Here is a 26,805-nt window from a genome sequence, read left to right as displayed (position 1 = left end):
CCGGAACAGGAGGCTCAGCTGGCCAGCTCAAGTGCACTCGCGGCCTTGCTCGTCAGGTGGGCGCCGTTGCGTTGCTCCGGCTCACAATGCTGATGCATCTGCCAGCCATCGCGGGCCTCCTGCGCCAGATAGATCAGTGCGGCATCGGCAGTGAGCCAGAGTCTGGCAAGATCACGTTGATGTCGGGTGCGGTTGGCAATCGGCAGGGCATCCGCACATACGATGACCACTGGCGCCTTGAGCAGCCAGCGTGGCGCATGGCTTGGCCAGCTGTGGTGCACGGCGTCCAGCCAGGGCGCCTTGGGGCTGGCGGGGGAGGTCTGCCAGCGCCAGCCACGGCCGACTTCCAGGATGCCGCGTGAGGTCCACAGGAGGCTGCGACGTGGCAGCTGGGCTTCCAGGCTTGCCAGCAGCGCGTTGTCACTGTCGGCCAGTGACTGGATGGCGCCCCGCTCGAGCGCCAGGCGCTCGCCGGCATGCAGTCCGGCGTTGATGTCGAAGGTCACGCGCATCACGGGTTCGGCGTTCACTGCGCAGTTTTCCAGTGGGATGTGCATGCCGCATTCCATGCCGATGGTATAGACACTCATGCCAGCATGCCCCGACGGACCATGCTGTGACGCAACAGGGTCTGATGACGATGCTCGGCTTCCCAATCCGCATGCACCTTGTGGTTGATGTTCGGGTCAAAGACGGCCTGTTGCTGGGCGACGCGTGATGCGTGGATATCACCGACCGCACGGGTGTCGCTCACCTGAGAGGACATCAGCAGGGGCGGAGCTTCGTAGCCCATTGCCATCACGCCCAGCAGTTGTGAGGCGCAAGCGGGGGTATCAGCGGCTTTCTCTGCGCCCACTGTCAGAGGAGTGAAGGTCTGTGCGGCAAGCTTGTGAGTCATGGCCCGACAGGTATCGAGCAGAGTGGTCATCGTAGAGGTGGCCATGAGACAACTCCTTGCGCCATGCGAGCGCTTGATCGGTAAATTTGCCATCCGGGTGTTCGGTGGGTGTCCTGTCGGGTGGCGCACTGCCTGTGCCCGCTGGGTGCCCACTTCATGTTTAGCGATCTGCATGCCGCTCCAGGGAGAATTACGCCAAAACAACCACTTGGTGAACACGTGCTGAGGCCGTGCCTGTCATCGCCCGCCCTGCAGCCCATGTGATGGGCCGAATTCCCGGGTCAACCGCTACCCGGGAGGGCAATTGATGCACTGTCACCTTGCCGCTGGCCCGACGCTTGCACTGTGATGAGGCACAATGACGTCTGGGGCATCCTTGTGTCCCGGGCGCGACGCCAGTCCCCCGTTGCCATATCAGACCCTGAGTGGCGGCCCACGGGGTGCCATGACACCAGAGAGACCCTTCGCCATGACTCAAGCCACGCGTGATGACTCCAGTGCTTCAGCCACTGACTCCGAGATGCCTTCTCGCGCTGCGGCAGCGTCGCTGGCAGGCCAGAGCCTGCATCAGCGCCTGACTCACCACCTTGAGCGATTGACCCCCAACGAGCAGCGTATCGCGCGTTTTCTGCTCGCGCATCAGGATGAGCTGGCGCTCTACAATGCCGCCGAGCTCTCACGGCTGACGCATGTCTCCAAGGCCACCGTCAGTCGCCTGTTTCGCCGCCTCGGCTATCAGGACTTCCGGGAGGCACGTGATCAGGCGCGCAGTCTGCGTCATGCGGGCGTGCCTGTCGTCTCGAGCACGCCCACGCCAGACCACCATCAGCGCCACTATGAGCAGGAGTGTCGCAACCTGCGTCAGGCACTGGCGGCGCTGGACATGCTCGACATGGATGCGCTGGGCCGCACCCTGGCCAATGCCGAACGCTTGCAGATCATCGGCTTTCGCAACGCCTATCCGCTGGCACTGCATCTGCGCCAGCAACTGCTGCAATTGAGAGGGCAGGTGGCGGTCCTGCCCCAGCCGGGCCAGTCACTCGGAGAGGAGGTCGCGCGGCTGAGCGCCAATGACGTCGTGGTGATATTCGCCATGCGCCGGCGCCCGCAGGGACTGGCACGCCTGCTGGGGTGGCTGGGCCAGGCCCCCTGCACGGTACTGCTGGTTTGCGATGACAGCCTGAGCGAGATCCCTGCCGGTATCGAGCATGTGCTGCGCTGCCCGCTGGACAGTGTCAGCGCCTTCGACAGCTATGCCGCCGCCATGAGCCAGATCAACCTGCTGGCCACACGCCTGCTGCATGACGACCTCGTCGCTGGTCGCAGCCAGATTCGCCGGGTGACGGACACCTTCGAGTCACTCGAGGAGCTGGGAGACGGCTAGCAGTGTCATTGCGGTTGCCTGCGCTGCCGCCCATCCCATCACGATGCTTCACGCCCTGCGGGTTGCGCGCACCCGCAGGGCGCATGGACTGCCTGATTGCACCAACAGCGACCCTTTTCATGTCGATGACGCCTGGACACTGTGCGTTCGAAGAAGCGTCATCGAGCGCGAGCAACGCAACTTCTCACCCTCGTACTGCCTTTCCGCTCGTGTTCAAGCTCGGCCTCTAGCCCGCCCTCTAGCCCGCCCCAGGCTCTCTTGAGGCCCGTCATCTGGCCTGTCTTCACGCCTGCACTTCATCACCTGAGCCATTGTCAGGCGAGCGCTTCGTGCACGTTCGGGCCCTGCTGGCGTGGCGTTGGCACACTCGTTGCAAAGATGGATAAGGGAATCACTTGTTTCATTGGTCAGGATTTGAGTTTCACGTTGCCCGCCAATGCGACGAGGAGTCAGCGGACAGGACTCGTCCGATAGGGCCCACCAGACAGGGCTTGTTGAAGAGGGCTTGCCAGACAAGCCCTCGCGAACCACCACTGCGATAACCACCAACAACAATGAAACGCCCCAGGGCGCCGAGCGCATGATGAGTCGTTCTCCTCAGCGCTCGGAATTGACTGACACCGGAGTCGACCGATGAGCAAGCGTCACGAGAGCAAGGCCTTCAAGCACGCATCACGCACAGGCAGCACGCAACGTCTTGGCAACTGGTTGCGCAAGGGGATTCTGCTGGCCGTCTGGGGCACGCTGGCCGCCACGGCCCTGACGGCCCGTGCGGATGCGCTGAGCGATATCACCGACAGCGGAGTGCTGAAGGTGGCGGTGCCCCAGGACTTCCCGCCGTTCGGCTCAGTCGGGCCGGACCTTGAACCACGCGGCTACGATATCGACATGGCGCGTTATCTGGCGGATGAGATGAACGTGAAGCTGGAGCTGGTGCCGGTCACTTCGGCCAATCGCATCCCTTACCTGCAGACCCGCAAGGTCGATCTGGTGATCTCGAGTCTGGGCAAGAATCCGGAGCGTGAGAAGGCGATCGATTTCTCCGATGCCTATGCACCGTTCTTCCTTGGCGTGTTCGGTGAGAAGGGCAGTGAGGTGGACTCCGCCCAGGGGCTGAGCGAGAAGACCATCGGCGTGACACGTGGCTCGGTGGAAGACATGGAGCTCAGCAAGGTGGTGCCGGAATCGACCACCGTGAAGCGCTTCGAAGACAACAACACGACCTTGTCGGCCTTCCTGTCGGGGCAGGTCGAGATGATCGCCACCGGCAACCTGGTCACCGCCGCCATCGCCGAACGCAATCCCTCCCGCGTGCCGGTCAGTGTACTGCCGCTCAAGAACTCTCCCTGCTATGTGGGCATGCGGCATGATACGCCGGCGCTCAAGGCGCGCGTGAACGAGCTGATCGCCCAGGGGATCGAGGACGGCACGCTCAACGCGCTCTCCGAGACCTGGTTCAAGGCGCCGCTGCCGTCACTGGATGCCTGAATCGAGCTGTCGCACGCCTGACTTCCTTTTCCCGTGAGGCTTGATCGATGAACTATCTCCCGGATTTCTCGCGCCTGCTGCCGTATCTGCCCGACCTGCTGGCCGGGCTGATGACGACGGTCTGGTTGACCATTCTGACCACCACGCTGGGGATACTCGGTGCGGTGATGTGTGTCTGGCAGCGCCATCGTTCGCCGACCAGCCTCTTCAGCCGGCTGCTGGGCATGCTGGTGGAGCTGCTGCGCAACACGCCCTTCATCGTCCAGCTGTTCTTCATCTTCTTCGGCCTGCCGGCGCTGGGGCTGTCACTCAGCGCCGAGATGGCCGCGGTAATCGCGATGACACTCAACCTGGCGGCCTACAGCAGCGAGATTCTGCGTGCCGGTGTCGATGCCACCGGTCGCGGCCAGTGGGAGGCCGGGCGTGCGCTGGGTCTCACGCCCTGGCAGCGCTATCGCCATGTGGTGCTGATGCCGGCGCTGGAACGCATGTATCCGGCGCTGACCAGCCAGTGCGTGATCGTGATGCTGGGCTCCGCCGTGGTCTCGCAGATCAGCGTGGCGGACCTGACCTTCGCGGCCAACTTCATCCAGTCACGTACCTTCCTGAGCTTTGAAAGCTACGTGGTGACGGCAGGCATGTACCTGCTGCTGGCCATCGCGATGCGCGCCTTGCTCAACCGCATCGGGCGTCGTCTGTTCGGCTTTCGCCACCTGACGCCAGCCCCGCGCCGCCGTCTGTCTTCCCATGTGCTGAGAGAGGCCCACTCATGATCGACTTCACGCTGTGGGACATCCTGCGCAACCTGCTGCTGGCGGCGCGCTGGACGCTGGCGCTGTCTCTGATCGCCTTCATCGGCGGCAGTCTGGTGGGGCTGGCGCTGACTTTTCTGCGCCTGACCCGCTGGCCGGGGGCGGCACTCTTCTGTCGCCTCTACACGGAGCTGTTTCAGGGCACGCCGTTGTTGATGCAGCTGTTCCTGGCCTTCTTCGGCGTGGCGGTCTTCGGGCTGGATGTCTCGGCCTGGACGGCGGCGGCGGTCGCGCTGACGCTGTTCAGCAGTGCCTTCCTGCACGACATCTGGCGTGGCTGTGTCGAGGCGGTGCCCAAGGGGCAGTGGGAAGGGGCGCGAGTGCTGGGGCTCGGTTATCTGAAGACCATGCGTCACATCATCCTGCCGCAGGCGCTGCGCATGGCCATCGCACCGACCGTCGGCTTCTCGGTGCAGATCATCAAGGGCACCGCGCTTGCCTCGGTGATCGGCTTCGTCGAACTGACCAAGGCCGGCACCATGCTCAACAACGCCACCCTGGAACCCTTCACCGTCTTTGCGCTGGTCGCGTTGCTGTATTTCGCCATGTGCTATCCGCTCTCGCGGCTGGCTCGCCACCTGGAGGCACGTCTCAATGTCACTGCTCGCTGAAGTTTCCCCGCTGGACACCGTCTCATCCGATTCCTCGGTCACCGAGAGTGCTGCCGTCTCCGAGAAGGCAAAGGCGCCGCTGGTCAGCCTGTCGGCGCTCACCAAGTCCTTCGGCGATCTGACGGTGCTCAAGGGCATCGATCTTGAAGTGCGCCCGGGCGAGGTGGTCTCGATCATCGGTCGCAGCGGCTCCGGCAAGAGCACATTGCTGCGCTGTATCAACCAGCTGGAACAGCATGACGGCGGTAGCATCCACGTCGCCGGCAATCTGCTGGACGGTAGCGAGATGGACGCCGCCGCTCTGGCGCAGGATGTCGGCATGGTGTTCCAGAGCTTCAATCTGTTCCCCCACAAGCGCGTCGGCGAGAACGTGATGCTGGCGCCGATGCTGGTCAAGGGCGTTGCACGGGATGTCGCGGAGCGCGAGGCCCGCGAGATGCTGGCCAAGGTCGGGCTGGGGGAGAAATTCGATGCCTGGCCGAGCCAGCTCTCCGGTGGCCAGCAGCAGCGGGTGGCGATCGCGCGCGCCCTGGCGATGCACCCCAAGGTGTTGCTGTGTGACGAGATCACCTCGGCGCTTGACCCGGAGCTGGTCGGCGATGTGCTCAAGGTGTTGGAGCAGCTCAAGCATGAGGGCATGACGTTGATTCTGGTGACCCATGAGATGAATTTCGCCCGCGATGTGGGTGACCGCGTGATCTTCATGCACCAGGGGCGTGTGCATGAATCAGGCGACCCCGCGACGCTGTTTGCCAATCCAGCCACGGAAGAGCTGCGCCAGTTCCTTGGCGCGGTGCTGTGATCACACCGCACCGCACCGCACCGCGCCACGCCACGAAGGCGAACCCCCTGATGAGTCGAAAGGAGTCGGTCCCGATGGACAAGCGTATCTATGTTGCCCCGGCGCGTTTCTCCGGGCCGAAGGGAGAGGGGTCTCTTGAGGGCAAGCGACTGGTGGTGAAGGATCTGTTCGCGATCAAGGGCGAGCGCACCGGACAGGGCAATCCTGACCTGCTGGCGAGCGCCCCCATCGAGCGGGAGACGGCGCCCAGCGTGTTGGCGCTTCAGAAGGCGGGGGCCGATTATCGGGCGCGCACCACGACCGATGAGCTGGCCTACAGCCTCAATGGCACCAATGCCCATTACGGCACGCCGCAGAACCCGCGTGTGCCGCTGAGGTTGCCGGGAGGCTCAAGCGTAGGCTCTGCAGTAGCGGTGGCGCGCGGTGAGGCGGAGATCGGGCTGGGAACCGATACCGGTGGCTCCATCCGCGTGCCGTCCAGCTACTGTGGGCTCTACGGGCTGCGGCCGACCCATGGCCGCATTGAGATGTCAGGCCTCAAGCCGCTGGCGCCGCGCTTCGATACCATCGGCTGGATGACGCGGGATCTCGCGACGCTGACGCAGGTCAGTGAGGTGTTGATGCCGCCAACGATAGCGACTCGTTTGCCGGCAAGACTCATCCTGCTGGTGCCGGAAGGGCTGGCGGCGGGGCCTTATCAGCGACTGCTGGGGCCGCTGGCGCGTCGTCTTGAATCACTCGGTTTTCGCTGCGAGCGGCGAATGTTGAGCCAGGCCTTCATGGCGAGGGCCAGTGAGGCCTTTCGGATTCTGCAGGGCTGCGAGATTCGTCGTACGCACCAGGCATGGTTGAGTACGCCGGAGCAGGGCCCCGACTCTCGCTGGCCGCAGCTGAATCCGGATATCGCGGCGCGCCTCAAATGGTGCATGACCCTGAGTGATGCCGACGAGCAGGCAGCAGAAGCCAAGGCAGACACCGTCCGCCGCTGGTACCGCCAGCAGCTGGCAGCCAGTCATGAGGGCGGCGAGAGTGCCTGCGACGATGGCAGTGCGGCTGCCCATGCCCAGGCCGAGGCCACCAGCGAGGCGGTGTTCGTGCTGCCCACCACGCCGGGCGCTTCACCGCTGCTGGGCGCAAGCCTCGAGGAGATGGAGGCCTATCGTCACCGGCTGATGGGACTCACCGCACTGGCCGGCTTGAATGGCGCACCGCAATTGAGTCTGCCGTGGCTGACCGATGACGCAGCGCGCCTGCCGGAGGAGGCTGCACCACCGCCCTGGGGCGTCTCGTTGCTGGGCCTGCCGGGTCGTGATGAGAGCCTGCTGGCATTGGCCTGCATGTTGGAAAACTGACCAGCATGCTGGAAGACTGACTGCCGCAGCCTTGAAGGTGTGATCGCTGACCTTCGCTGGATTCAACCACAAACGCCGCAGCCCGAAAGGGCTGCGGCGTTCTTTTTGCGATGTCAGCTGGCGGGGGTATAGGGATGCTCGCGCTGCCAGTGCTCGGCGATATCGATGCGACGGGTGATCCATACCCTGTCGTGGGACTGGACGTAATCGAGGAAGCGTTTCAGCGCCGCGAAGCGTCCCGGTCGTCCGGCGATCCGACAGTGCAACCCGATGGAGAGCATCTTGGGCGCTGTCTCGCCCTCGGCGTAGAGTATGTCGAAGGCGTCACGCAGGTACTGGAAGAAGTCCTCACCGTTGTTGAAGCCCTGGGCGCTGGCGAAGCGCATGTCATTGGTGTCCAGGGTGTAGGGGACGACGAGATGCGGCACCTTCTCGCCATTGGCGGTGGTCACCTCCATCCACAGCGGCAGGTCATCGCCGTAGTAATCGCTGTCGTAGGTGAAACCGCCGTGCTCCACCACCAGTCGGCGGGTGTTGGGGCTGTCGCGCCCGGTGTACCAGCCCTGTGGCGCATGACCGACCAGCTCGCGATAGCTTTCCACCGCGCGTTCCAGATGGGCGCGCTCATGGGCTTCATCCATGTGCTGGTAATGAATCCAGCGCCAGCCGTGACTGGCGATCTCATGGCCATCCTCCAGGAAGCGTGCGACCAGGTCCGGATGCCGCGCCAGCGCCATGCCGACGCCGAAGACCGTCAGCGGCAACTCCCGGCGCTTGAATTCATCAAGAATCCGCCACACGCCACTGCGCGAGCCATATTCGTAGATCGACTCCATGCTCATGTGCCGCGCGGGGTAGGCCTCGGCACCGATGATCTCGGAGAGAAACTTCTCGCTCTCGCTGTCACCGTGCAGCAGGCAGTTCTCGCCGCCTTCCTCATAATTGAGCACGAACTGCACGGCGATCCTGGCACCCCCCGGCCAGTTGGCATGGGGGGGATTGGCACCATAGCCGATCAGATCACGCGGATAGTCGTCGCCCCACAGGGCGTTGTCGTTGTCTGGCATCGTTCGGCTTCCTTGCGACCGGGGAGCGGAAAGGGGATGAGGCACTGTTCTATTGCCCATTGACGTGCAGGCTTTGTGCCATCTCGGGGCAAAGGCACGCCTGGCGTCATCCTGCTCGCGTCAGTCTGTCGGCGTCCACCAGCGCGGCAGCAGTCGTGCGACTTCCGGGCGCAGGAAGCGGTCATCGATCAGGTGGATCACGCCCTGATCCTGCTCGCTGCGAATCACGCGGCCTGCGGCTTGCACCACTCTGGTGAGTCCTGGGTACAGATAGGTGCAGTCGTCTGCCTTCAAGGGCTGGATGACAGGGGGCAGCGGACCTGCCTCATCGTCACGCTCCTCCTTGGCGCCGTCTGTCGAATGTCGTTCGACACGCCGCCTTGCATCGCTTTGGAGCCACTGCGCCAGGCGCTGCTTGAGCGCTTCATTCTCCGGGCTGAAGCCGGCAAGCCCCAGGGTGGCGATAAAGGCCCCGATCAGACGCGACCCCGGGAGATCGATCCCTTCGCCGAAGGCACCGCCCAGCACCGCGAAACCGATGCCCTGGCCGTCGGGGGTGAAGCGCTGAATGAAGGTGGTGCGCTCCGCTTCCGTCATGGCACGGGTCTGGCGCCATTGGGGAATCTCCGGCGTCAGCTGTTGCAGGGTGCTGGCGACCTGCTCGAGATAGGCGAAGCTCGAGAAGAATGCCAGATAGTTGCCCGGGCGCTGTTGGTATTGGCGTGCCATCAGCTCGGCGATGGGCCGGCAGGAGGCCTCGCGATCCCGCAGGCGGGTCGAGAGCCGATGGCGACTGACCTGCACCTGCGTCGCCCTGAACGGCGACTCGACACTCAACCAGACTGCATTGTCCGCCAGTCCCAGCAGGCGGTGATGATAGGCCGGCGGATTGAGCGTGGCCGAGAACAATAGGGTGGCGTGGCTGGCGCGCAGGCGGGGGGCCAGCCACGGCGCCGGGCTGACGCAGCGCAGTCGCGGTTGTATCTGGCGCACGCTGCGCCCTCGGGGCTTGCGAGGCCGGGCTGCTGCTTCTGCTTCTGCTCCTGCAGCCGATGCTGCGCCGGAGCGTGAGCTGGAACCGCTGGTGAGCGTTGCCTGACGCGGTGGTTTCGTGGCGGCGAGTTCGACCTCGAACAGCGAGTGATCGCCAAAGCCTTCCGCGAGTCGCGTGAGCGTCAGCGCCGCGAAATAGGCCTCCATCATCTCGCCGTCAGGCTCCACGCGGCGCTTGGCCGTGGAGGAGGCTGAGCCGGAGACTGTCGGTGCAGTGCCTGTATCAGTAGCACTCGAAGCAGCAGAGGAGGCATCGCTTGCGATCAGGCCCAGCTGTTCGGGGGCTTGTGTGACTGCTGCTCTCGCTGGCTGTGGTCTGGCTGCAGGAGGGGTTGCGGCCTTGTCGGGCTCCGCCAACCAGTCGCCCATCGCGCCCGTCCATTGCGTCAGCGCCTTGAGGAAGTCGCCGGGCAACGTCTCCAGCGCAAGACGTGTCTGTTGACTGCCGTCATCGGTGCTGCCGTTCCCGTTGCTTGGATTTCCTGAGCTGCCGTTTTCCGGCCCGAGCTGCTCCAGCGCTCGCCACTGCCGGGCCAGCGTGCGGGAGGCCGAGCGCAGCGGGGCCGGATGGCCCGTGCGACTCAACTGCTTGAGCAGGAAGTGGAACTGTCGGGCGTCGAGTTCGGTGCTGTACATGCCGCGGGCGCGTTCGATGAGGTTGTGGCTTTCATCGACGAGCACCACGGAGCGCCAGTCATTGGCCTGGGTCAGGGCGAACAGCAGCGCATGACTGTCGAAGTAGTGGTTGTGATCCCCGATGATCACATCCGCCCAGCGCGAGAGCTCCTGGGCGAGAAAGTAGGGGCAGATCTCATGGGCCAGGGCGTGTCGGCGTGTCGTCGCCAGCGTCAGTGGCTGGTGGTCGGCAAGCGCGGCGCTGCGTGCCGCAGGCAGGCGATCATGGAAGCCGCGTGCCAGCGGGCAGGACTCACCATGACAGGCGAGAGTCGGGTGCTCACAGGTCTTGCTGCGCGCGCCGAGTTCCAGAATGCGCAGCGCTGCGGCAGGCGTGTCCGGTGATTCCGTGTGCTCGACTACCTCTGGCACCAGGGTGGTCAGCGCGTCCAGCGCCAAGGCCCGGCCCGGGGTGCGGGCGGTGAGGTAGAAGAGTCTGTCCGTGCCGTTTCTGGGCATCGCACGCAGCGCAGGATACAGCGTCGCCAGCGTCTTGCCGGTGCCGGTCGGCGCCTCGGCCAGCAGCTCGCGTCCGGTCATCACCGCCTTGTAGGCATGCTCGGCCAGCTGACGTTGACCGGGGCGCCAGGCAGGCCAGGGGAAGGCAAGCGTGCCAAGGGCGCTGTCACGGACGCGACGATGCGCCAGTTCATTGGCGGCGAATTCACTGAAGCGTGCGGCCAGTCGTGCAAGCTCCGCTTCCAGCGCCTCGCGGCTCCACCATGCTTCCAGGCGTTGTTCATCCTGTGAAGCCCCGATGGAGTCACCGCCGGATTCCGATTCATCCTTGGCAGCGCTGGCTGGTGCGTCCGCGGCGATATCCAGATACACCAGCGCCAGCGTGATGCCCTCGAGATCGCGACTGCGGCACATCAGGGCACCGTAGACACGCGCCTGGGCCCAGTGCAGGGCGCGGTGATTCGCAGGCTGACGGGACAGGTCACCACGGTGGGTCTTGATCTCCTCGAGACAGTTGCGCCTGGGATCATAGCCATCGGCGCGGCCACGAATCTCGAGATTGCCGATGCAGCCGGAGAGCGATATCTCGCTTTCGTAGTCCTTGCCACGTCGACGCACGATGCGCTGATGACCGCGAATGCCCTGTTGAGCGGTGGGCGAGGGCGTGAAGCGCAGATCCAGATCGCCCTCGCGTGCGGCGAAGGCGCACAGCTCGCGTACCGCGATCCGATAGCGCTCGGGCGCGTTGCTTGAGGTATCGGCGGTGATCATCGCGCAGTCGGTGCCTTGCGTGCCGTGGCCTCGTCCTCGGAGGTCGCATCAGAGGAGATTACGGTCTGCCATTCGACACGGCACTCCAGCGCCGGAATCGCATGGCGGGCGAACAGGGCCAGCCACTGACGCTGGTTGTCCTGCAGGCGGTCGGTGGGTGCCTTGACCTCGATCATCCGGTAACGCTCGCGGGTGTTCTCGGGGAAGAACTGGATCAGGTCCGGCAGGCCAGCGCGATGCTCGCGGGGATTGGCCAGCAGGTGTCGGAAGCAGGCCTCCAGATGTGACGGGGGGATGCAGTCCAGTGCGTGGGACAGCAGCTCCTCGCTCAACAGCGGCCAATGCACGAAGGGCGCTTGAATGCCCTGTTTCTGCTGATGACGCTTACGAATCGTCTCCCGGTAGCGGCCATCGGCCAGGCGCGCGAAGCAGTCCTCGAAAGCGGCCTGGCGGCGGTTGACGAAGTCAGGGCGGTAGAGGTCCGCCGGGCCGGTATGAAAGGCGTGGAAGAAGGCTCCCGGCAGGGGGGCGAACAGCACGTCCCAGCACAACAGGGTGAAGAGCGCAGGGAGCAGGCCATTCTCGACATAGAAGACCGGTGCCTCGGGCGTGGCCAGTGCATGCGCGGCCGCGCGCTCGACCCCATGGATGCCGGCGGCGGCCGAGGTGGCAAGGTCTGGCACCGCAAGGGTGATCTGCGGCGTGGCCGGCGCCTTGGCGCGCCTGGGCGCGGCCAAGCCAAGGCCACGGCACAGGCGAGGCAGGGCGCGCTCAAGTGCCAGCTGCTCGTCCAGCGTGATGTCAGCACGCGCCAGACGCTCGCAGGCAAGCGCGTGGGCTGCGCTGATATCGCCGGAAAGTTCCAGCGCCCTCACTCGGCGCGGCATGGCACGCGGGGCATAGGCGGAGTCCTCGAGACAGGCGTACTGCAGTGCGGCTGCGTGATGCCAGCCCTGACGCTCGGCATCACGCGCCAGCGAGAAACGCAGCCGGTCACGTCGCTGTGCCAGCCAGGCATTGGCGCGATTCACCTCTGTCGCGTCGGCTTCTGACGATGTCGGCTCGTCCAGGGCCGAGATGATGCGCTGCCAATGCGGCTCCAGTTCCGCGTGCGCCGTCTCACGATTCAGACGCTCCCTGGCCGCCTGCCAGTCCTCACGCAGCTGCTCCAGGGCCAGATAACGATCCACCTCCCAGCGCTGGGTGAAGGCGCGCGAGTCTGGGGAAAGCACGACCGTCTCACAGCGCAGCAGGCCCAGTTCACTGAGCACGAAGTCCGACAGAGTCTGGCGCAGGTTGCCGAAGAACATCAGGCTCAGGCGTCGCGACAGCTCACCCAGGCGCACACTCAGCGTGTTGGCGGCGGGGTCATTCAGCCACTCGGGCAAGGGGCGTGGCGTGACATCGCCCAGCAACTCGCTGATGGCATCCGGCATCCGGCGTTTGGGGGTGCTTCTTGGCAGCTCGGGGAAGGCGTCCTTCAAGCGCGGCAGTGTCACCAGTGACAGCATTTCCTCCAGGCTCAGGTCAGCGTTCAGACGGCACAGACCATCAGGCGAGGCACTGTCGGTGATCGGTGTGATCAAAGGCTGGCTTGCGGCCTCGATGTCGCCGATTTCGGCATAGTGGAGCTGCGTGACCTCGAAATGATCGCCCTTGCGCATCAGCAGGCGGACCAGCAGGGCACGCGAGGCGTCCGGCAGGCGCGTGATGGCGTCCACCGTGGCACGCTCCGCCTCTGTCAGCAGATCGGCGTGACACTGACAGACCCAGTTGAGCAGGGTGTCGAAGTTGGCCAGGTAGTAGCGCGGATTGTCGAGGGAAGCGGCTTGCATGGCGACCTGTCGAAGTGGCGGGCAGTGCAGCGGTTTGCCCGAAAGCATGGGGTTATATACAGTATATGGCCAGCTGTCACGCTGCAATCTCTTGCAAAGCCTGTCACGAGTCACCATTTGGCTGTCATCCAGTGGTAAAATCGTCTCATCTGCATGTCTTGAAAGCTACATGACACGACAGGTGGGCAGACGTGATAGCGCGTCGACCGCGATTCCTCCCCTCGGAGGCATTTCCGCGATGGTTCAGGACGGGCCATCGATCATCATTCAAGCAGGGCAGGAAGGCAGTCCATGTTTCTTGATCAGTTTCACCGGGTCGAAGAAGGCCGCGTGCGGATCACCGCCGAGCAGGCAAGTCGCTTCGCCAAGCAGATGGCGGGGGATTACAACCCCATTCATGACCCGGACGCGCGACGCTTCTGTGTGCCCGGCGACCTGCTGTTCTCCCTGTTGCTGGCGAAATTCGGCCTTTCACAGTGCATGACCATCCGTTTCTGCGGGATGGTCGGCAATGATGTGCCCCTGATCTTCGAAGCGCTGGAAGAACCCGACGAGAATGGCGTGTCCCTGCTGGTGCGCGATGAAGCCGGCAAGGTCTATCTGACGGTCGAGCGCAGCGGTGATACCACGCATGACGAGGAAGTGGTCGCCAATTTCACTCGCCAGTACATTGCCTTCTCCGGGCGCAACTTCCCGCACTACCTGCAGCCGCTGATGCTGGAGAAGGGCGTGATGTTCAATCCGGCACGCCCGCTGGTGATCTATGACAGCATGGGCTTCTGTTTCGAACGGCTCGATATCGCCGATCTGCATCTCGATTTCGTGCGCTCCTCGCTTGAGGTCAACGGCAAGCGTGGTGATACCCTGCTCGAATTCGGTATCCATGATGGCGAGCAGTGCATCGGCAGTGGCTCCAAGAAGCTGGTCGTCAGTGGGCTGCGGGATTACTGTGCCGAGACGATGGATGCCTTCGTGGAAAGCTTCGAGGCGCTCAAGCGCGAAGCGGAAGCCTGAGCCGGCCGAACCGAGATGGCCGAACTGCGCCAGTCGAAGGTGAGATGGCCGAAGTGAGCTAGCCCTCGGACTTGCGTGCTGCAGAGCTCAAGACGCCCGCCAGAGAGATCTGGCGGGCGTCTTGTCGTGGGGGCAAACGACCGGCGGCAAGGGGGCGGCTGACGTCGTCGGTGAGTTGTCTCGCCGCGTTCAGCGCTTGATGCTGATCGGCGCCAGCGCATCACCCTGTGGCAGGATGCGCCCGATGACGGCGCTGGCGTGATAGCCGGCGGCCTTGAGCGAGGCCAGGCAGGACTCGGCCTCACCGGCCGGCACACTGGCCAGCAGGCCGCCGGCGGTCTGTGGATCGAACAGCAGCGGATAGCGCGGGTGATCGATGACGCCGGCCTGATCCTTCAGGGCGCGCTTGAGACGCAGGTTGGCCGGTTGCAGTGAGCTGACCACCCCGCGGGCGACGCAGTCCTCGGCACCGTCCAGTATCGGCAGGGCGTCGATCTCGAGTTCGGCATCCACGCCGCTGGCGCGGGTCATCTCCACCAGATGGCCGAGCAGGCCGAAGCCGGTGACATCGGTGGAGGCGCTCGCCTGATGGGCGCGCAGGATATTTGCCGCCTGCTGACTGGATTGCTGCATGCTGTCCAGTGCGGCGTCTATCCAGCGGCCGCGCGCTTCCAGGCGTGCGTGCGCTGCCAGCAGGGTGCCGGTGCCGATGGCCTTGGTGAGGATCAGCACCTCGCCTGGCTGCATGCCGCCCTTGCAGGTGACGCCGGCCAGACTCTCCTCCACCAGGCCATTGAGGGCGAAGCCCAGCGCCAGCTCCTGCCCCTCGCCGGTATGTCCGCCGACCAGCGTACAGCCAGCCTCGTTGAGCACTTCGGTGGCGCCTTGCATCAGCTCGCGCACCAGCGGTTCGACCTTGCGCTCGATCCCCTGCGGCACCGTGGCGACGGCGGTCGCGGTGTGGGGTGTCGCGCCCATGGCGTAGAGATCGCCCAGGGCGTGATTGGCGGCGATGCGCCCGAACAGATAGGGGTCATCGATGAAGGCGCGGAAGAAGTCGACGCTGTGTACCAGTGCCTGACCTTCGGGCACTCGCACGATGGCGGCATCATCCGGGGCATGCAGCCCGACCAGCACGTCCGGGTTCTCGCGTGGGGCAAGGCTCTGCAGCGCTCGTGAGAGCACGCTGGCACCGACTTTGGCGCCACAGCCGCCACAGCGCATCGCCAGCGCGGATAGGGCCTGATGCGCCTCCTGCTCATCCAGCTCGGCGGTCAGGCGCGAGTGGAGCCTGCCATCGCCGCCCTTGAGCGCCTGCCAGGCAGCGCTGATGCGCTGTTGCAACCCGGCAAGGCCGCCGGTGTCCGCAGCGTCCTGCATGCTGGGCAGTTCATTGAAGCGTGTCATGAACTGGCGGTCGATATGGTCCTTCCAGCGCCACAGCCACGGACGCAGCCACGGCGATACCAGCCCCAGATTGCCGCGTGAGGCAATGGCATCACGATCCCCGGTGCTGATCAGGGCCAGCCAGCGGGACTGCGGAATATAGGGATGTAGTGACTCTCCGCGCACGGCGCGGCGCAGGTTGTCAGCCAGCGGCCGTGACTGGCGTACGGCGAAGACGCCGGCCTTTTCACGTGGGTGATTGACCTGATGCGCAATATCGCCCGCGGCGAAGATGGCATCATCCTCGAGCGTCTGCAGGGTATCGCGCACCTTGAGAAAGCCATCCTCATCCAGGCTCAGTCCTGTCTTCTCCAGCCAGCGTGCCCCTCCGGCACGTGTCACCCAGATGGCCTCGTCAGCCGGATGGCGGCTGCCGCTGGCACTGATCAGCTGGCGCTGGGATGACGCCCTGGAAGCATCGACAGCGGTGATCTCCTCACCGAAATGCACCTGGATACCGCGTTCGTGCAGGGTGGTGGCGAGTGCCTCGCTGACCTCAGGAGAATGCGTCGGCAACAGGCGCTGTCCGCGAGTGATCAGCGTCAGGTTCGGCGCGAGTGCAGCGGGCAACTCGGTGGCGAGGCGCTGCTGGATGGCCAGCAGCAGCTCGACCCCGCCGGCACCGCCACCGACCAGCACGATGTCGAGAGGCCGCTCGGCGCTTCTGGCGCGCTCAAGCAGGCTCAGCCAGCGCTGCTGGAAGGTGCTGATCGGTTTGACCGCCACCACGGGAGCATCAGCCGCTTCGGGATCACCGATACCGTCGATGTGGGACAGGCGAGGCGTGGAGCCGATATTGATCGACAGCAGGTCATAGTCCACCGCCGGGCGCTCGGCGCAGATCACGCGGCGCTGGCCGCGGTCGATATCGATCACCTGATCCCGATAGAAGCGTGCGCCGGCGAACTGACACAGCCTACGCAGGTCGATATGCACATCATCAAAGGTGTAATGCCCCGCCACGTAACCGGGTAGCATGCCGGAGTAGGGCGTGTCGGTGTCGCGACAGATAACGGTGAGGCGTACGCCAGGCTCAGGCTGCATGGCGAAACGCATCAACACGCCAACATGGCTATGTCCCCCGCCGATCAGGACGATATCGCGCACGATGGGCGCCTTGGCAGGCATGGACGCAGATGGCATCAGAGGTCTCGATAGTCAGAAGAGGACGGGGATATTGAATAATGGGTAATGATATCAGGAGTCTAGCAACTTGAACTTTCTTGGTCATGCGCACCTGAGTCTGGCGGGCAGCGATAACTTCCTGTTTGGCAACCTGATTGCCGACGGCGTGCGCGGCAGTGACCTGAGCGGCTGGTCGCCTGAGATAGAAGCCGGCATCCGTTTCCATCGCCGCTGTGATGCGGTGATCGATGCCCATCCCGAAACTCGCTGGCTGTTGACTCAGGTACCGCCCGCGTCACGTCGTGTGGCCGGCATCGCCTTTGACATGATGTGGGATCACCTGCTGGCTGGTGAGATGCACGATGACGATATCGAGCGCCTCTATCGCCTGTTGGCGCGTGAGGAGGTGCCGTCACGCCTGTCGAGCCTCATCGAGTGGATTCAGGTGCGCGATGCGCTCAGGCGCTATCAGGAGCTGGAGTTCACGCTCTCGACCATTGCCAGCATCGGCGAGCGCATGACGGCCAGACGCCGCATACGCCAGACAAGTGATCCTCGCCAGCAAAGTGATTCACGAAGGCTAAGTGATTCACGAAGGCAAAGTGATACGCGAAGCGGAAGGCGTACGCACAAGGTGGGAGATCTGGAAGCAGGCGCCAATCCGCTGGCGGACATGACGCCGTGGCTGGCGGATAACCGCGCGATGCTTGAGGACAGCTTCGCGCGGTTGTGGCCGGACATGCTGGCATTGCGCCAGACGTCCGTTATCTGATGATCAGGCTTGCGCTCAGCGCAGCTCCAGACGCGTGAAGGGCCTCAGGAGATACGAGAGCACGCTGCGCTCGCCGGTCTCGATGTCCACCGTGGCGACCATGCCCGGCTTGATCGGCAGCGTCTCGCCATTGTGCTCCAGCGCCGCGGTCTCGCTGCTGACCAGCACGCGATAGTAGCTTTCCTCACCCCGCGGCGTTTCCTCTTCCAGGGTGTCAGAGCTGATGCGCTCCACCTTGCCCTCCAGCGTGCCGTAGACCGCATAGTCGTAGGCGCTGATGCGAATCGTCGCCGGCATGCCCGGGGCGATGAAGGCGACATCCTGCGGGCGGATGCGCGTCTCGAACACCAGGGTGTCTTCCAGCGGGGTGATCTGCATGATCTCCTCGCCGGGCGGGATGACGCCGCCACGCGTGGTGATGGCGATGTTGTTGACCACGCCACGCACCGGCGAGAGCAGCCGGGTGCGATCCAGCTGATCACGCCGCTGCACGGTAGTCTCTTCCAGTGTCGCCAGTTCGGACTTCTTGTCGGCAAGCTCGGCGTAGGCATCCTGCAGATAGGTATTGCGGATCTCGGCCTGACGGCCCTTGAGTTCGGCGATCTCGCGATCCAGCTTGAGCATCTCCATCTCGCCCACGGCACGCCGCTTGACCAGCGGGCGGATCACCGCGAGTTGACGCTGGGCCGCAGTGATCTCCTTGCTGACCGCATTCAAGGCGCTGTCACGCTTCTTGCGCCGCGCCGTGAACAGCTCACGCTCGGTGGCCGTCAGCGCCTCGTTGTCACGCACCTCCTCTGGAAACTCGATGCTGGCCTTGTCCAGTACCTCGGCTTCCAGACGTCCGATGGTCGCCCTCAGCGCCTGGGCCTGGCTCAGCGATTCCATGTAGGCCGAGCGGAAGCGGGTTTCATCGATGGCGGCCAGCAGCTGACCGGCCTCGACGATTTCCCCCTCCCGAACCATGATCTCGTCGAGAATGCCGCCTTCCAGGCTCTGGATGGTCTGCTGGCGCGAGGAGGGGACTACCTTGGCTTCACCGCGGGCCACTTCATTGACTTCGGCCCAGCTGGACCACGCCACGAAGAGCGCTATCACCAGCAGGCTGGCCCACAGCAGCGGGCGTGACCAGTGGCTTTCCAGTCTCTGGTCCGGGGCGCCCAGCTCACGTTTGATGAGTTCGGGGTCAAAACGCTGGCTCATGAGGCCTCCTGGTGCTGGCGGGATGAGGAGGTGGCCGGTGTCTTGCCGGCGGATTGTCTGGCCATGATCTGATCCAGCGGGCCATCCATGACGCGCTTGCCATGGCGCAGTACCAGCGCGCGCTCGACCCAGCTGAGCAGCGACTTGCGGTGAGTGGCGAGTACCAGGGTGCGGCCGGCAAGCCACGGGCCAAGTGTCTTGATGACGTGCTGCTCGGTGGCTTGATCCAGCGAGGCCGTGGGTTCATCCAGCAGCACCACGACCGGGTCCTGCAGGATCAGGCGGGCAAGACCGAGGCTCTGACGTTGGCCGCCGGACAGGCTGTGGCGATCATGCAGCATCATGTCCAGCCCCAGCGGATGACGACGCACGAAGTCGCCCAGGCCGGTCATCTCGAGGACCTCCAGCAGACGCATGTCGCTGACATCCCGCCCGTCGATGCACAGATTGTCGCGCAGGGTGCCGCTGAACAGACTGATATCCTGTGGCAGGTAGCCGATGGCGCGTTGGCGGTCGGCAGGATCGATCTGACTCAGGGCGAGGTGATCCAGGGTCAGTTCACCGCTGGTAGGCGTGAAATAGCCGGCCAGCAGTCGCAGCAGGGTGCTCTTGCCGGCGCCATTGCCCCCCAGCAGCGCGATGTGTTCACCGGGCGCGATGCTCAGACGATCCAGTGCCAGAGCCTCCGGCGCTTCCTCGTCATAGCGCCAATGCAGATTCTCGGCATGATAGTGACCGCGAGCCTGGGCGAGTCGCGCGAAGCGACGATCACCGGGTCGCTCGATATCGGTCTCCATCAGCGCATCCAGGCCTTCCTTGGCCACCTTGACGTGCTGCCAGCGACTCAGCAGCGCACTGATCTGCAGGGTCGGGCCGATGGCGCGCGACGACAGGATCGAGCAGGCGATCAGGGCGCCGACGCTCAACTCGCCGGCCATGATCAGATAGACCCCGGCAATGATGACGCCGACGTAGGCCAGCTGCTGCATGCCGGTGCCCCAGCTGGTCAGCCAGGCGACGGCATGGCGGAAGGTGACGCCACGGTGGGTCTGCTCGGAGGTCAGGCGCTGCCATTGGCGACTGGCATGGCCTTCGGCGCGGCAGGCCTTGAGGTTCTCGAGGTTGTCGAGGGTCTCGAGCAATACGCCATTCTTGACCGCGGATTCGCGCATGCCCTCACGGGACAGGCGTGACAGCCAGGGTTGCGCCAGCAGCACGGGAATCAGCATCAACACGATGGCGGCCACCGGTACCCAGACCACCGGGCCGCCCAGCAGGGCGATCAGGCCCAGGAACAGCAGGGCGAAGGGCAGATCACCACAGGCCCCGAGGGTCGAGGCGGTAAAGAACTCGCGGATGGCATCGAAGTCTCGAATCTGGCTGGTCATCGCGCCGGTGGAGCGCGGCTTCGAGGCCAGGCGCATCTGCACGGCGTGGCGGAAGATGTGATCGTTGAGCTCGAGATCGATCTTCTTGCCCGAGTTCTCGATCAATTGCGCCCGCAGTGCGCGCAACAGCGCTTCCAGCGCGATGGCGAGAATCACGCCGATACCCAGCGCCCACAGCGTATCGACGGCACCGGTCGGCACCACACGGTCATAGACCTGCATCGCGAACAGGGCCGTGGCCACGGCCAGCAGTGCAGCAAGCGACGAGGACAGTGCGACTTCGGCGAAGACTCGCCAATGGGACTTGAGGCGTGATGTCAGCCAGTGACCCTGGCGGGTCTGGCTGTAACCTTCTGCGCGATCCAGCGAGATCTCGCCATGGGCAAACAGCGCGATGCCGGCGTATGCGGCGTTCAGCTCGGCCTGTGGCTGCCAGTACTCTCCCCCGGATAGCGGGTCGAGCAACTGATAGCCGGGGCCGCTGGGGGCTGCGTTCGCGTCATCGTCTGCCGGGGTGTCGCTCGTGTCGGCACTCGACTTTGTGCGCGATTCGATGCTCGACGTTTCAGGCCACTGATGCGACGCCTCATGGGCCAGCAGGACGCGGCTGCTGCCGTCTTCCAGCAACACGACGCAGGGCATCAGGCTGGCAGGAATCTCGTCGAGGGGGGCCTGACTCAAACGTGCGGCAATGCCCTGGCGTGACAGGGCCTGCTCCAGATCCTGTGGCGCGAGCTGCCCCTTGGTCAGTGGCATGCCATGGCGCAGGCGTTCGAGGTCGATGCCGTGTCCCTGCAGGCGCAGCAACTGGCGGACGCTCTCCAGCAAAGGGTCGGGTTGCGATGTCGCCATGGCCGAGGGGGCGGTGGTCTGTGGGGCGCTCATGGGCTGACTCCCTGGCTGGCATGGGGATGAGAGTGGGGCAGCGAGATGTGCGCCGTCTCTGGCGGGGTGACAGCTGCTTCGGCCCGATAGGGCGAGGAGACCAGCGGCAGGGCACCCAACTGGGTCGCGAGGTCATATTGATCGGTGAGCAGCTGGGTGTTGAGTTCGATCATCTGGCGCCGTGCGGCGAAGATCTCGCTCTCGATGGTCAGCAGATCCTCGATATTGCGTGAGCCGGTGATGAACTGGTCGCGATAGCTGCTGCGCAGGCGCTCCCCGCTGCGTGCCTGCTGATCCAGCGCCTTGATGCGTGCCTCGACCGCTGGCTGACTGGCAGACAGTCGCTGGATCTGGCGGCGCAGCTCACGGGCAGTGGAGGCGGTCTCGAACTGGGCGGCGGTCAGGCGTGCGCGGTCCGCTTCAGGCTGACGGAGGGGTGTCAGGCCCTGAAAGACCGGGGCCTCGATGCGCAGGCCGATACTGGAGTCGCTGACCATGTCGTCGTTCGACTCATAACGTGAGCTTGTCGCCTCCAGTCGCAATTCCGGCCAGCGCTCGGCCTCGCTCAGGCTCAAGGCGTGTCGCGCGGCATTCTGCTGGCTGACATGACTGCGATAGGCCGGCGCGTTGGTGATGGCGGCATCGGTAGTGGCAGGGTCGCGGGCCAGGTCCGCCACGATCGGCAGGGGCGGCGGGGCACTAAGCGCAACATCCCTGAAGGAGCGGCCGCTGAGTATCTCGAGCTCCTGACGGGCGGTATCGGCATCGCCCTGAAGGCGTGCCAGCCATTCACGCGCACTGGCAAGGTCGACGGCGGCGCGGTCCAGCTCGACCCGGTCACCATAGCCCGAGAAGGTACGATCATTGGCCAGTGTCTCGAGGCTTTCGAGCTTCTCGATGTAATCACGTACGCGGCGCACCATGGCGCGATTGGCCCCGAGATCGACATAGGCGGTGATCGCCTCCTGGGCGATTTCCATGCGGGTCTGATCCAGGGTGTCACGTTCGACATCCCGCTCGGCCTTGCGTTGGTCGACCTCAGCCTCCACCTGGCCCCAGTCGTACAGCATCTGGCTCAGGGTGAGACGGTAGCCGCCTTCGGTGAAGTTGTCCTCGGTGCCGACGCTGCTTTCCAGGCGCGGCCAATAGCCATCCTCGGCGATCTCGATGTCCGTCCCTGCGGCTCGGACATTGGCCCGGGCGGCATCGATGCGAGGGTCATGTCTGAGCACATCGCTCAAAACTTCGGCGAGATCACGTGTCGTCTGAGCACTGGCCGGTAGCGAACTCGCCAGACCGGCTGAGACGACATAGACGGCGATGGAAAGCCTCTTCATTCGTATGCGCAGAGTTGTTGCCTGTCCGATGACGGACGGGCAACGAAATAGGGTGGGCATCATGTCACTCCTTGGCCCCAGGGTGATCCCTGAAGTTGCGTCATCCTGACGCTTTATTCGTGTTCGGTGCGTACTTGTTCATCGGGAAGGCGCCCCCCTGAGGGGCGCATCCCGGGACTAGCCGTTGTTGGTATTCACGGTAACGTCCTGGTCGATATAGAGCGTTGCGTCACCCAATTGATAAGTATCATAGGTGGTGCCGTTGAACTCGGTCGTTGTCGCGGAAGATGTTGCCCCAGCCGCTTCCACGCTATCGCCCTCATCACCATCGATATACAGCTCGTTATCACCATCGGTGAGGTTCAATACCGTATCGGCATCGATTTTCAGACTGGTGCCGGTCTCGCTGCTGGCCGAGATATCCAATACCTCGACATTAGTGGCGGTGTTCGCCGAAACATTCGCATCCAGCAGCGCAGTCAGATCAATGCTCTCCCCGGTATTGTCGAAGCTCAAGGTATCAATGCCTGCGCCGCCGTCGATCTCGAAGGTGAGGGTGGATGTCACGAGGGTGTCATCGCCCTCACCACCATCGAAGATGTTGCTGCCAGCTCCGCCGATTAGTGTGTCATCTCCTTTACCACCAAACAGGATGTCATTGCCATCGCCTCCATTGACGACATCGATGCCATCACCACCACGAATCAGATCATTGCCGCTTCCGCCGGTGAGAGCATCTGCGCCTGCATAGCCATAGAGTTGCACGTCAACAGCCAGGCCATTTTGGTCAATGAGATTGTCATCGCCATCGCCGGAGAACAGGTAGTCATTACCATCAAGGACACTTACGTCAGCGAGTGAACTGAGAGTCAATGTTGTGCTGGCATCATAGACATCAGTCGCAGTAACATTGATGGCATTCAGCAAGCTTGCATTCAGTACAACTCCATCATTCAAGGTCAATGTAGAAAGAAGCTCATTGACCGCCAGGTTGTCCATGACACCACCATCGCTGGCAGTAATTGTCAGGGTTGCACCAGATACCACTACATTCTCGAGACCAGAGTCATCACCGCTAATGGCAGCACTCAGACCAAGCTCTGCTGCCAAATCTTGGTCGATAGAGATGTCTGCACTATCAAACACGATATCGCCAGGGTCTATATCAACCAATGAGGCTACAGAGACAACGACCGATGTCAGGTTGTTTTCATTGTCAGTGATGAATACCTCATTTTCGGAGAAGTCGATCACTCCCAATGCATCCAGGCCAACCAGGCCCAATAGCTTAGTACTGTCGCCAGTGACTTCGGGCGCTGTGTTCTCGATGCTATCAAGGCTTTCCTCGCCAATGAAGGTGATATCTCCAGTTATCGTATCACCATCACCATCCACGACCGTGACATTGACATCCGTTTCATTGACTACAGTTCCCACCAACAACTGTTCGCCGCTGATGAGGGAATCGATGACCTCACTGCTCGTCAAGGTGCCGCCATCGGTCAAATCGAGTCCGTCGATATTGATGATCTGGTTGGCGGACGTGGCAGGGGAAGCCGTCAATCCACCCTCTGTGTTGATATAGAGGACAGTCGCACCGGTTGCCGAGACATATTCGGCACTAATATAGCTCGCGAGGTTGTTGGTGGCGCTATCGACATAATAGGCCCCGTTGAGCATATCGCGAAGATCAAGAATGTCTCCCGATCCGACGCCACCATTATTGAAGTTGAGCACGGTGTCTGTTGCCGCAGCAGCGACAGTGCCCTCATCACCGGACTCCCAGCGAAGGACGTCGATTCCGTCACCACCGTTCAGAGTGTCGTCGTCCGCGCCGCCGATCAGGAGGTCAGTCGAACCACCTCCGTTCAGTTCGTCATTGCCGCTGCCACCGCGCAGGATGTTGCTTCCACTTCCACCAGTGAGCGTATCATCGCCAGCGTAGCCATAGAGGTTGGACCCTGGCTCGGTCGCGGTGACGCTATCGCTCCCAGTATCGTTTCCAGTAGTACCCTCATCTACTGGAGCTACATAGTCGTTAGCTAGTAAGTCCAGATTGACTACGGATGAATCGCTATCGGAAGTTGAAGTAGCCCCCAGCGAATCTGTGGCGCTGATTGTGGTGCTACTGAGAATATTGAGTAGCAATGTATCTAAATCAAAAGGATTTAATACGTTGTTTACTAAGGTGCTGAGAGCACCTGTAGGTTCGATATCAAGAGTTACAGAGGCTAAAATTTCATTTATTTCTATATTTGTGATGTCATTACCGTCTAGAGAAGTGATGTTGAGGATCAGATCACTATCGCTTCCTATAGTTTGTTCCACATCTAAGCCAAGTTCAGCGGCTAGTTCTGAACTCCAGCTCCAGGATGTGTCTCCAACTACAGTGCTTATGATACCACTTAATAGTGGAATGCTACCTATGACAGTTATTAGGTCAACTGTGCTGATTGTAACTGAAGATATATTTCCCTCGTTATCATAAGCATTAAAAAGCTGATCTTCATTGAGATCAACGATATCAAGTACGTTGATGCCAACGATCCCCAGTACATCACCAGTTTCAGCAATACTCACATCTGGGCGCGTGTTGGCTTCAGCAGCTGCACTGAATTGACCATCATGGCTATAGGTATAGTCACCAGTACTGATATCTATGCTGAAGAACTCGCCGACATTGGTTTCGACCGCCAGGATGCCATCGATGATGCTGACAGTATCACCAGCCTCCAGAGCAATCTCGGTAGAGGTGCCGGTCACGTCCGCGTAGGTGCCATCATCAGAGACAGTGAATGTCAGACCTTGCAGAGTGAATGACTGTACTTGGCCATTGGAGGAGTCCGCGCCGAAGCCATAGCCTAAGCTTTCATCGCCATCAAAGATATTGCCGGTATAATCAGTCCCTGAGTTCAAGGTTTCGATGACAGTACTGGCAGCGATTCTCGGAGTATCATCAGTGATATCTATTTCCAATGTGCTGCTTGTGCTGACGTCTCCATCAGTGAGAGTTACCAGTACATCGACAGTGGTTGAATCAGCTTCATCTTGATCGATATTGCCGAGCAGTTGCGCGCTGTAGACAACTTCCGTTCCATCCTCGGTGACGGAAACGACCATGACGGCCGTCGCAGCAGCATTGTCGGCATCACTTGCCAATGTGAGCGTGCGCCCTTCATCAGTAATGACCCATTCAAGTGCCTGGCCGTTGCTGGTAAGCGACTCGGTGGAGCTGAGTGAGAGTGTTGCCTCACCGCTGGTATCAGCGAATGCCGGAGTGCTGACGAAGGCAGTCGCTGAGACGACTACCGCTTCCTCTATTGTGAGACGGTTGGTATTTCCCAGAACGAGGAAGTCATCGCTCAGCTTTGTGGCCGTATCCGTGATGGCTGTCTCGTTTTCATTACCTGCATCGTCAGTCACGGTCATCGTGACAGTCAGCAGCCCCTCTGAAAGTCCGGTGAGATCGACACCAGACACAGTCACTTCACCTGTTGCTGAGACAGTGATGTTCTCGGTAGGGACGGTGACGGAGCCATTGTCGGCATCGGTGATCACGATCGAGAGATTGCTGCTGGTCAAGCCAGCTTCGACAGTGCCTTGGAATGTCACATCTGTGGCTTCTGCAGCATTGATGTCCCCATCAACATCCGTGAAGTTGATGACACTCCCTGTCGGAGCAGTCGTATCGATGACGATGTCTTGACTCTCGATGGCGCCATCGTTGCCCGCCGCATCCTGCACCTTGAGCTGCACGGTGGCAGAGGCGGTGAGATCGGCATCGGCGTAGCTGACGGCAGTACCGGTCACGCTGTCGGTGATGTCGACCCAGGTGGTGCCATCGGTGCTGTACTGCAGCGTTTCGCCTTCGGCAAGCGGAGCATCCAGTGTGGCCGAAATTGTCAGGCCATCATCGTCATTGGTGATGAAATCATCGGCTGCGAGGCCAGTATCGTCACTGATGGACACGATGGTGACAGTCGTTGCAGGGGCAGTGATATCTATGGTCACTGTTCCCAGATTGACTTCATTGCTGACATTGCCTGCGGCGTCAGTAATGACAGCTGAGGCGTTGTAGCTACTACCATCGGTCAACGTGTCAGCTGGGATGGTCACAGCCACAGTGCCTGCGTCGATATCCGTTTCATCCAGCTCCACATCAGCAGTAATCACATTGTCCGCATCATCTACATCAACCAAGGTGACAGTGGCCGTATCCCCTGCGACGGTATCCGCACTGAGCGCGACTTCAGCTTGCAGACCATCTGTCAGCTCATCGATGTTCACGCCATTGAGGGCTTCACCAATCACTAGTGACGGCGGTGCGCCTGGGGCTGTTGTATCGACCGTGATGGCGATGGCGTTGGACAGCACACTGTCATTGCCGGCGGCATCGGTGGCAATGGCGGTGAAGGCGTAATCGCCCTC

General features: G+C 62.5%; 18 protein-coding genes. 8 read left to right on the top strand and 10 right to left on the bottom strand.

Translation table 11 applies throughout. The annotated features are described in order from the left end of the window. Positions 1 to 14: 14 nt before the first annotated feature. Together PJK54_RS12180 and PJK54_RS12175 are read right to left on the bottom strand one after the other, a co-directional pair. Complete coding sequence (locus PJK54_RS12180; protein WP_271302991.1) at positions 15 to 590, bottom strand: hypothetical protein; 576 nt, start codon at positions 588 to 590, stop codon at positions 15 to 17. Further along, on the bottom strand, positions 587 to 943 hold the full coding sequence (locus PJK54_RS12175) for a hypothetical protein (RefSeq protein ID WP_271302990.1): 357 nt from the start codon (positions 941 to 943) through the stop codon (positions 587 to 589). Before PJK54_RS12175 ends, PJK54_RS12180 begins: the two co-directional genes overlap by 4 nt. A gap of 424 nt (positions 944 to 1,367) precedes the next feature. On the opposite strand from PJK54_RS12175, the gene PJK54_RS12170 reads away from it, so the two are divergent. The 6 genes from PJK54_RS12170 to PJK54_RS12145 all read left to right on the top strand — a co-directional run bounded on the left by PJK54_RS12170 (position 1,368) and on the right by PJK54_RS12145 (position 7,347). Beyond that, a complete protein-coding gene (locus PJK54_RS12170) occupies positions 1,368 to 2,282 on the top strand; it encodes a MurR/RpiR family transcriptional regulator (protein WP_271302989.1) in 915 nt (304 codons plus the stop codon). A gap of 633 nt (positions 2,283 to 2,915) precedes the next feature. Then, on the top strand, positions 2,916 to 3,770 hold the full coding sequence (locus PJK54_RS12165) for a transporter substrate-binding domain-containing protein (RefSeq protein ID WP_077376664.1): 855 nt from the start codon (positions 2,916 to 2,918) through the stop codon (positions 3,768 to 3,770). A 47-nt stretch (positions 3,771 to 3,817) separates the two neighbouring features. Further along, positions 3,818 to 4,543, top strand: coding sequence for an amino acid ABC transporter permease (locus PJK54_RS12160; RefSeq protein ID WP_141392062.1), 726 nt, complete (start codon positions 3,818 to 3,820; stop codon positions 4,541 to 4,543). Further along, positions 4,540 to 5,193 carry an amino acid ABC transporter permease gene (locus tag PJK54_RS12155; RefSeq protein WP_077376658.1) on the top strand — a complete coding sequence of 218 codons (654 nt, stop codon included), beginning with the start codon at positions 4,540 to 4,542 and terminating at the stop codon, positions 5,191 to 5,193. The genes PJK54_RS12160 and PJK54_RS12155 overlap by 4 nt, the downstream gene beginning before the upstream one ends. Further along, positions 5,177 to 5,995, top strand: coding sequence for an amino acid ABC transporter ATP-binding protein (locus PJK54_RS12150; RefSeq protein ID WP_271302988.1), 819 nt, complete (start codon positions 5,177 to 5,179; stop codon positions 5,993 to 5,995). Before PJK54_RS12155 ends, PJK54_RS12150 begins: the two co-directional genes overlap by 17 nt. 74 nt (positions 5,996 to 6,069) lie before the next feature. Next, complete coding sequence (locus PJK54_RS12145; protein ID WP_271302987.1) at positions 6,070 to 7,347, top strand: amidase family protein; 1,278 nt, start codon at positions 6,070 to 6,072, stop codon at positions 7,345 to 7,347. A 113-nt stretch (positions 7,348 to 7,460) separates the two neighbouring features. On the opposite strand, the gene puuE is transcribed toward PJK54_RS12145, so the two are convergent. The 3 genes from puuE to PJK54_RS12130 all read right to left on the bottom strand — a co-directional run bounded on the left by puuE (position 7,461) and on the right by PJK54_RS12130 (position 13,207). After that, complete coding sequence (gene puuE, locus PJK54_RS12140) at positions 7,461 to 8,414, bottom strand: allantoinase PuuE (RefSeq protein ID WP_271302986.1); 954 nt, start codon at positions 8,412 to 8,414, stop codon at positions 7,461 to 7,463. A 120-nt stretch (positions 8,415 to 8,534) separates the two neighbouring features. Further along, entirely contained in the window at positions 8,535 to 11,372 is a 2,838-nt protein-coding gene (locus PJK54_RS12135; RefSeq protein ID WP_271302985.1) for an ATP-dependent DNA helicase, read from the bottom strand. Then, the gene (locus PJK54_RS12130; RefSeq protein WP_271302984.1) at positions 11,369 to 13,207 is read right to left on the bottom strand and encodes a VRR-NUC domain-containing protein; all 1,839 of its coding nucleotides are present in this window, start codon (positions 13,205 to 13,207) and stop codon (positions 11,369 to 11,371) included. Before PJK54_RS12130 ends, PJK54_RS12135 begins: the two co-directional genes overlap by 4 nt. A gap of 291 nt (positions 13,208 to 13,498) precedes the next feature. Between PJK54_RS12130 and PJK54_RS12125 the strand changes: the two genes are divergently transcribed. Next, a complete protein-coding gene (locus tag PJK54_RS12125; protein ID WP_271302983.1) occupies positions 13,499 to 14,221 on the top strand; it encodes a DUF3581 family protein in 723 nt (240 codons plus the stop codon). 189 nt (positions 14,222 to 14,410) lie between these two features. Here the strand turns inward: PJK54_RS12125 and selD are convergent, their stop codons facing one another. Beyond that, positions 14,411 to 16,810, bottom strand: coding sequence for a selenide, water dikinase SelD (gene selD / locus PJK54_RS12120; RefSeq protein ID WP_271302982.1), 2,400 nt, complete (start codon positions 16,808 to 16,810; stop codon positions 14,411 to 14,413). Between the two features lie 70 nt (positions 16,811 to 16,880). Here selD and PJK54_RS12115 point away from each other — a divergent pair, with 70 nt between their 5' ends. Continuing rightward, positions 16,881 to 17,564, top strand: a complete 684-nt coding sequence (locus PJK54_RS12115) for an ACP phosphodiesterase (RefSeq protein WP_271302981.1) — start codon at positions 16,881 to 16,883, stop codon at positions 17,562 to 17,564. 15 nt (positions 17,565 to 17,579) lie between these two features. On the opposite strand, the gene PJK54_RS12110 is transcribed toward PJK54_RS12115, so the two are convergent. The 4 genes from PJK54_RS12110 to PJK54_RS12095 all read right to left on the bottom strand — a co-directional run bounded on the left by PJK54_RS12110 (position 17,580) and on the right by PJK54_RS12095 (position 26,751). After that, entirely contained in the window at positions 17,580 to 18,767 is a 1,188-nt protein-coding gene (locus PJK54_RS12110; protein ID WP_084208736.1) for an HlyD family efflux transporter periplasmic adaptor subunit, read from the bottom strand. Continuing rightward, positions 18,764 to 21,040 carry a type I secretion system permease/ATPase gene (locus PJK54_RS12105; protein ID WP_271302980.1) on the bottom strand — a complete coding sequence of 759 codons (2,277 nt, stop codon included), beginning with the start codon at positions 21,038 to 21,040 and terminating at the stop codon, positions 18,764 to 18,766. Before PJK54_RS12105 ends, PJK54_RS12110 begins: the two co-directional genes overlap by 4 nt. After that, complete coding sequence (locus tag PJK54_RS12100) at positions 21,037 to 22,437, bottom strand: TolC family protein (RefSeq protein ID WP_271302979.1); 1,401 nt, start codon at positions 22,435 to 22,437, stop codon at positions 21,037 to 21,039. The genes PJK54_RS12105 and PJK54_RS12100 overlap by 4 nt, the downstream gene beginning before the upstream one ends. A 117-nt stretch (positions 22,438 to 22,554) precedes the next feature. Next, positions 22,555 to 26,751 carry a beta strand repeat-containing protein gene (locus PJK54_RS12095; RefSeq protein ID WP_271302978.1) on the bottom strand — a complete coding sequence of 1,399 codons (4,197 nt, stop codon included), beginning with the start codon at positions 26,749 to 26,751 and terminating at the stop codon, positions 22,555 to 22,557. Positions 26,752 to 26,805 lie beyond the last annotated feature (54 nt).

This window comes from Cobetia sp. MMG027, from assembly GCF_027947415.1.
Taxonomy (GTDB): domain Bacteria; phylum Pseudomonadota; class Gammaproteobacteria; order Pseudomonadales; family Halomonadaceae; genus Cobetia; species Cobetia marina.
The sequence above is the reverse complement of the archived record's forward strand: the minus strand, read 5'-3'. Positions and strand labels throughout refer to the sequence as shown.

Coding starts and splice junctions, on each gene's coding strand:
- PJK54_RS12180 (WP_271302991.1), bottom strand. CDS start 590: ATGAGTGTCTATACCATCGGCATGGAATGCGGCATGCACATCCCACTG.
- PJK54_RS12175 (WP_271302990.1), bottom strand. CDS start 943: ATGGCCACCTCTACGATGACCACTCTGCTCGATACCTGTCGGGCCATG.
- PJK54_RS12170 (WP_271302989.1), top strand. CDS start 1,368: ATGACTCAAGCCACGCGTGATGACTCCAGTGCTTCAGCCACTGACTCC.
- PJK54_RS12165 (WP_077376664.1), top strand. CDS start 2,916: ATGAGCAAGCGTCACGAGAGCAAGGCCTTCAAGCACGCATCACGCACA.
- PJK54_RS12160 (WP_141392062.1), top strand. CDS start 3,818: ATGAACTATCTCCCGGATTTCTCGCGCCTGCTGCCGTATCTGCCCGAC.
- PJK54_RS12155 (WP_077376658.1), top strand. CDS start 4,540: ATGATCGACTTCACGCTGTGGGACATCCTGCGCAACCTGCTGCTGGCG.
- PJK54_RS12150 (WP_271302988.1), top strand. CDS start 5,177: ATGTCACTGCTCGCTGAAGTTTCCCCGCTGGACACCGTCTCATCCGAT.
- PJK54_RS12145 (WP_271302987.1), top strand. CDS start 6,070: ATGGACAAGCGTATCTATGTTGCCCCGGCGCGTTTCTCCGGGCCGAAG.
- puuE (WP_271302986.1), bottom strand. CDS start 8,414: ATGCCAGACAACGACAACGCCCTGTGGGGCGACGACTATCCGCGTGAT.
- PJK54_RS12135 (WP_271302985.1), bottom strand. CDS start 11,372: ATGATCACCGCCGATACCTCAAGCAACGCGCCCGAGCGCTATCGGATC.
- PJK54_RS12130 (WP_271302984.1), bottom strand. CDS start 13,207: ATGCAAGCCGCTTCCCTCGACAATCCGCGCTACTACCTGGCCAACTTC.
- PJK54_RS12125 (WP_271302983.1), top strand. CDS start 13,499: ATGTTTCTTGATCAGTTTCACCGGGTCGAAGAAGGCCGCGTGCGGATC.
- selD (WP_271302982.1), bottom strand. CDS start 16,810: ATGCCATCTGCGTCCATGCCTGCCAAGGCGCCCATCGTGCGCGATATC.
- PJK54_RS12110 (WP_084208736.1), bottom strand. CDS start 18,767: ATGAGCCAGCGTTTTGACCCCGAACTCATCAAACGTGAGCTGGGCGCC.
- PJK54_RS12105 (WP_271302980.1), bottom strand. CDS start 21,040: ATGAGCGCCCCACAGACCACCGCCCCCTCGGCCATGGCGACATCGCAA.
- PJK54_RS12100 (WP_271302979.1), bottom strand. CDS start 22,437: ATGCCCACCCTATTTCGTTGCCCGTCCGTCATCGGACAGGCAACAACT.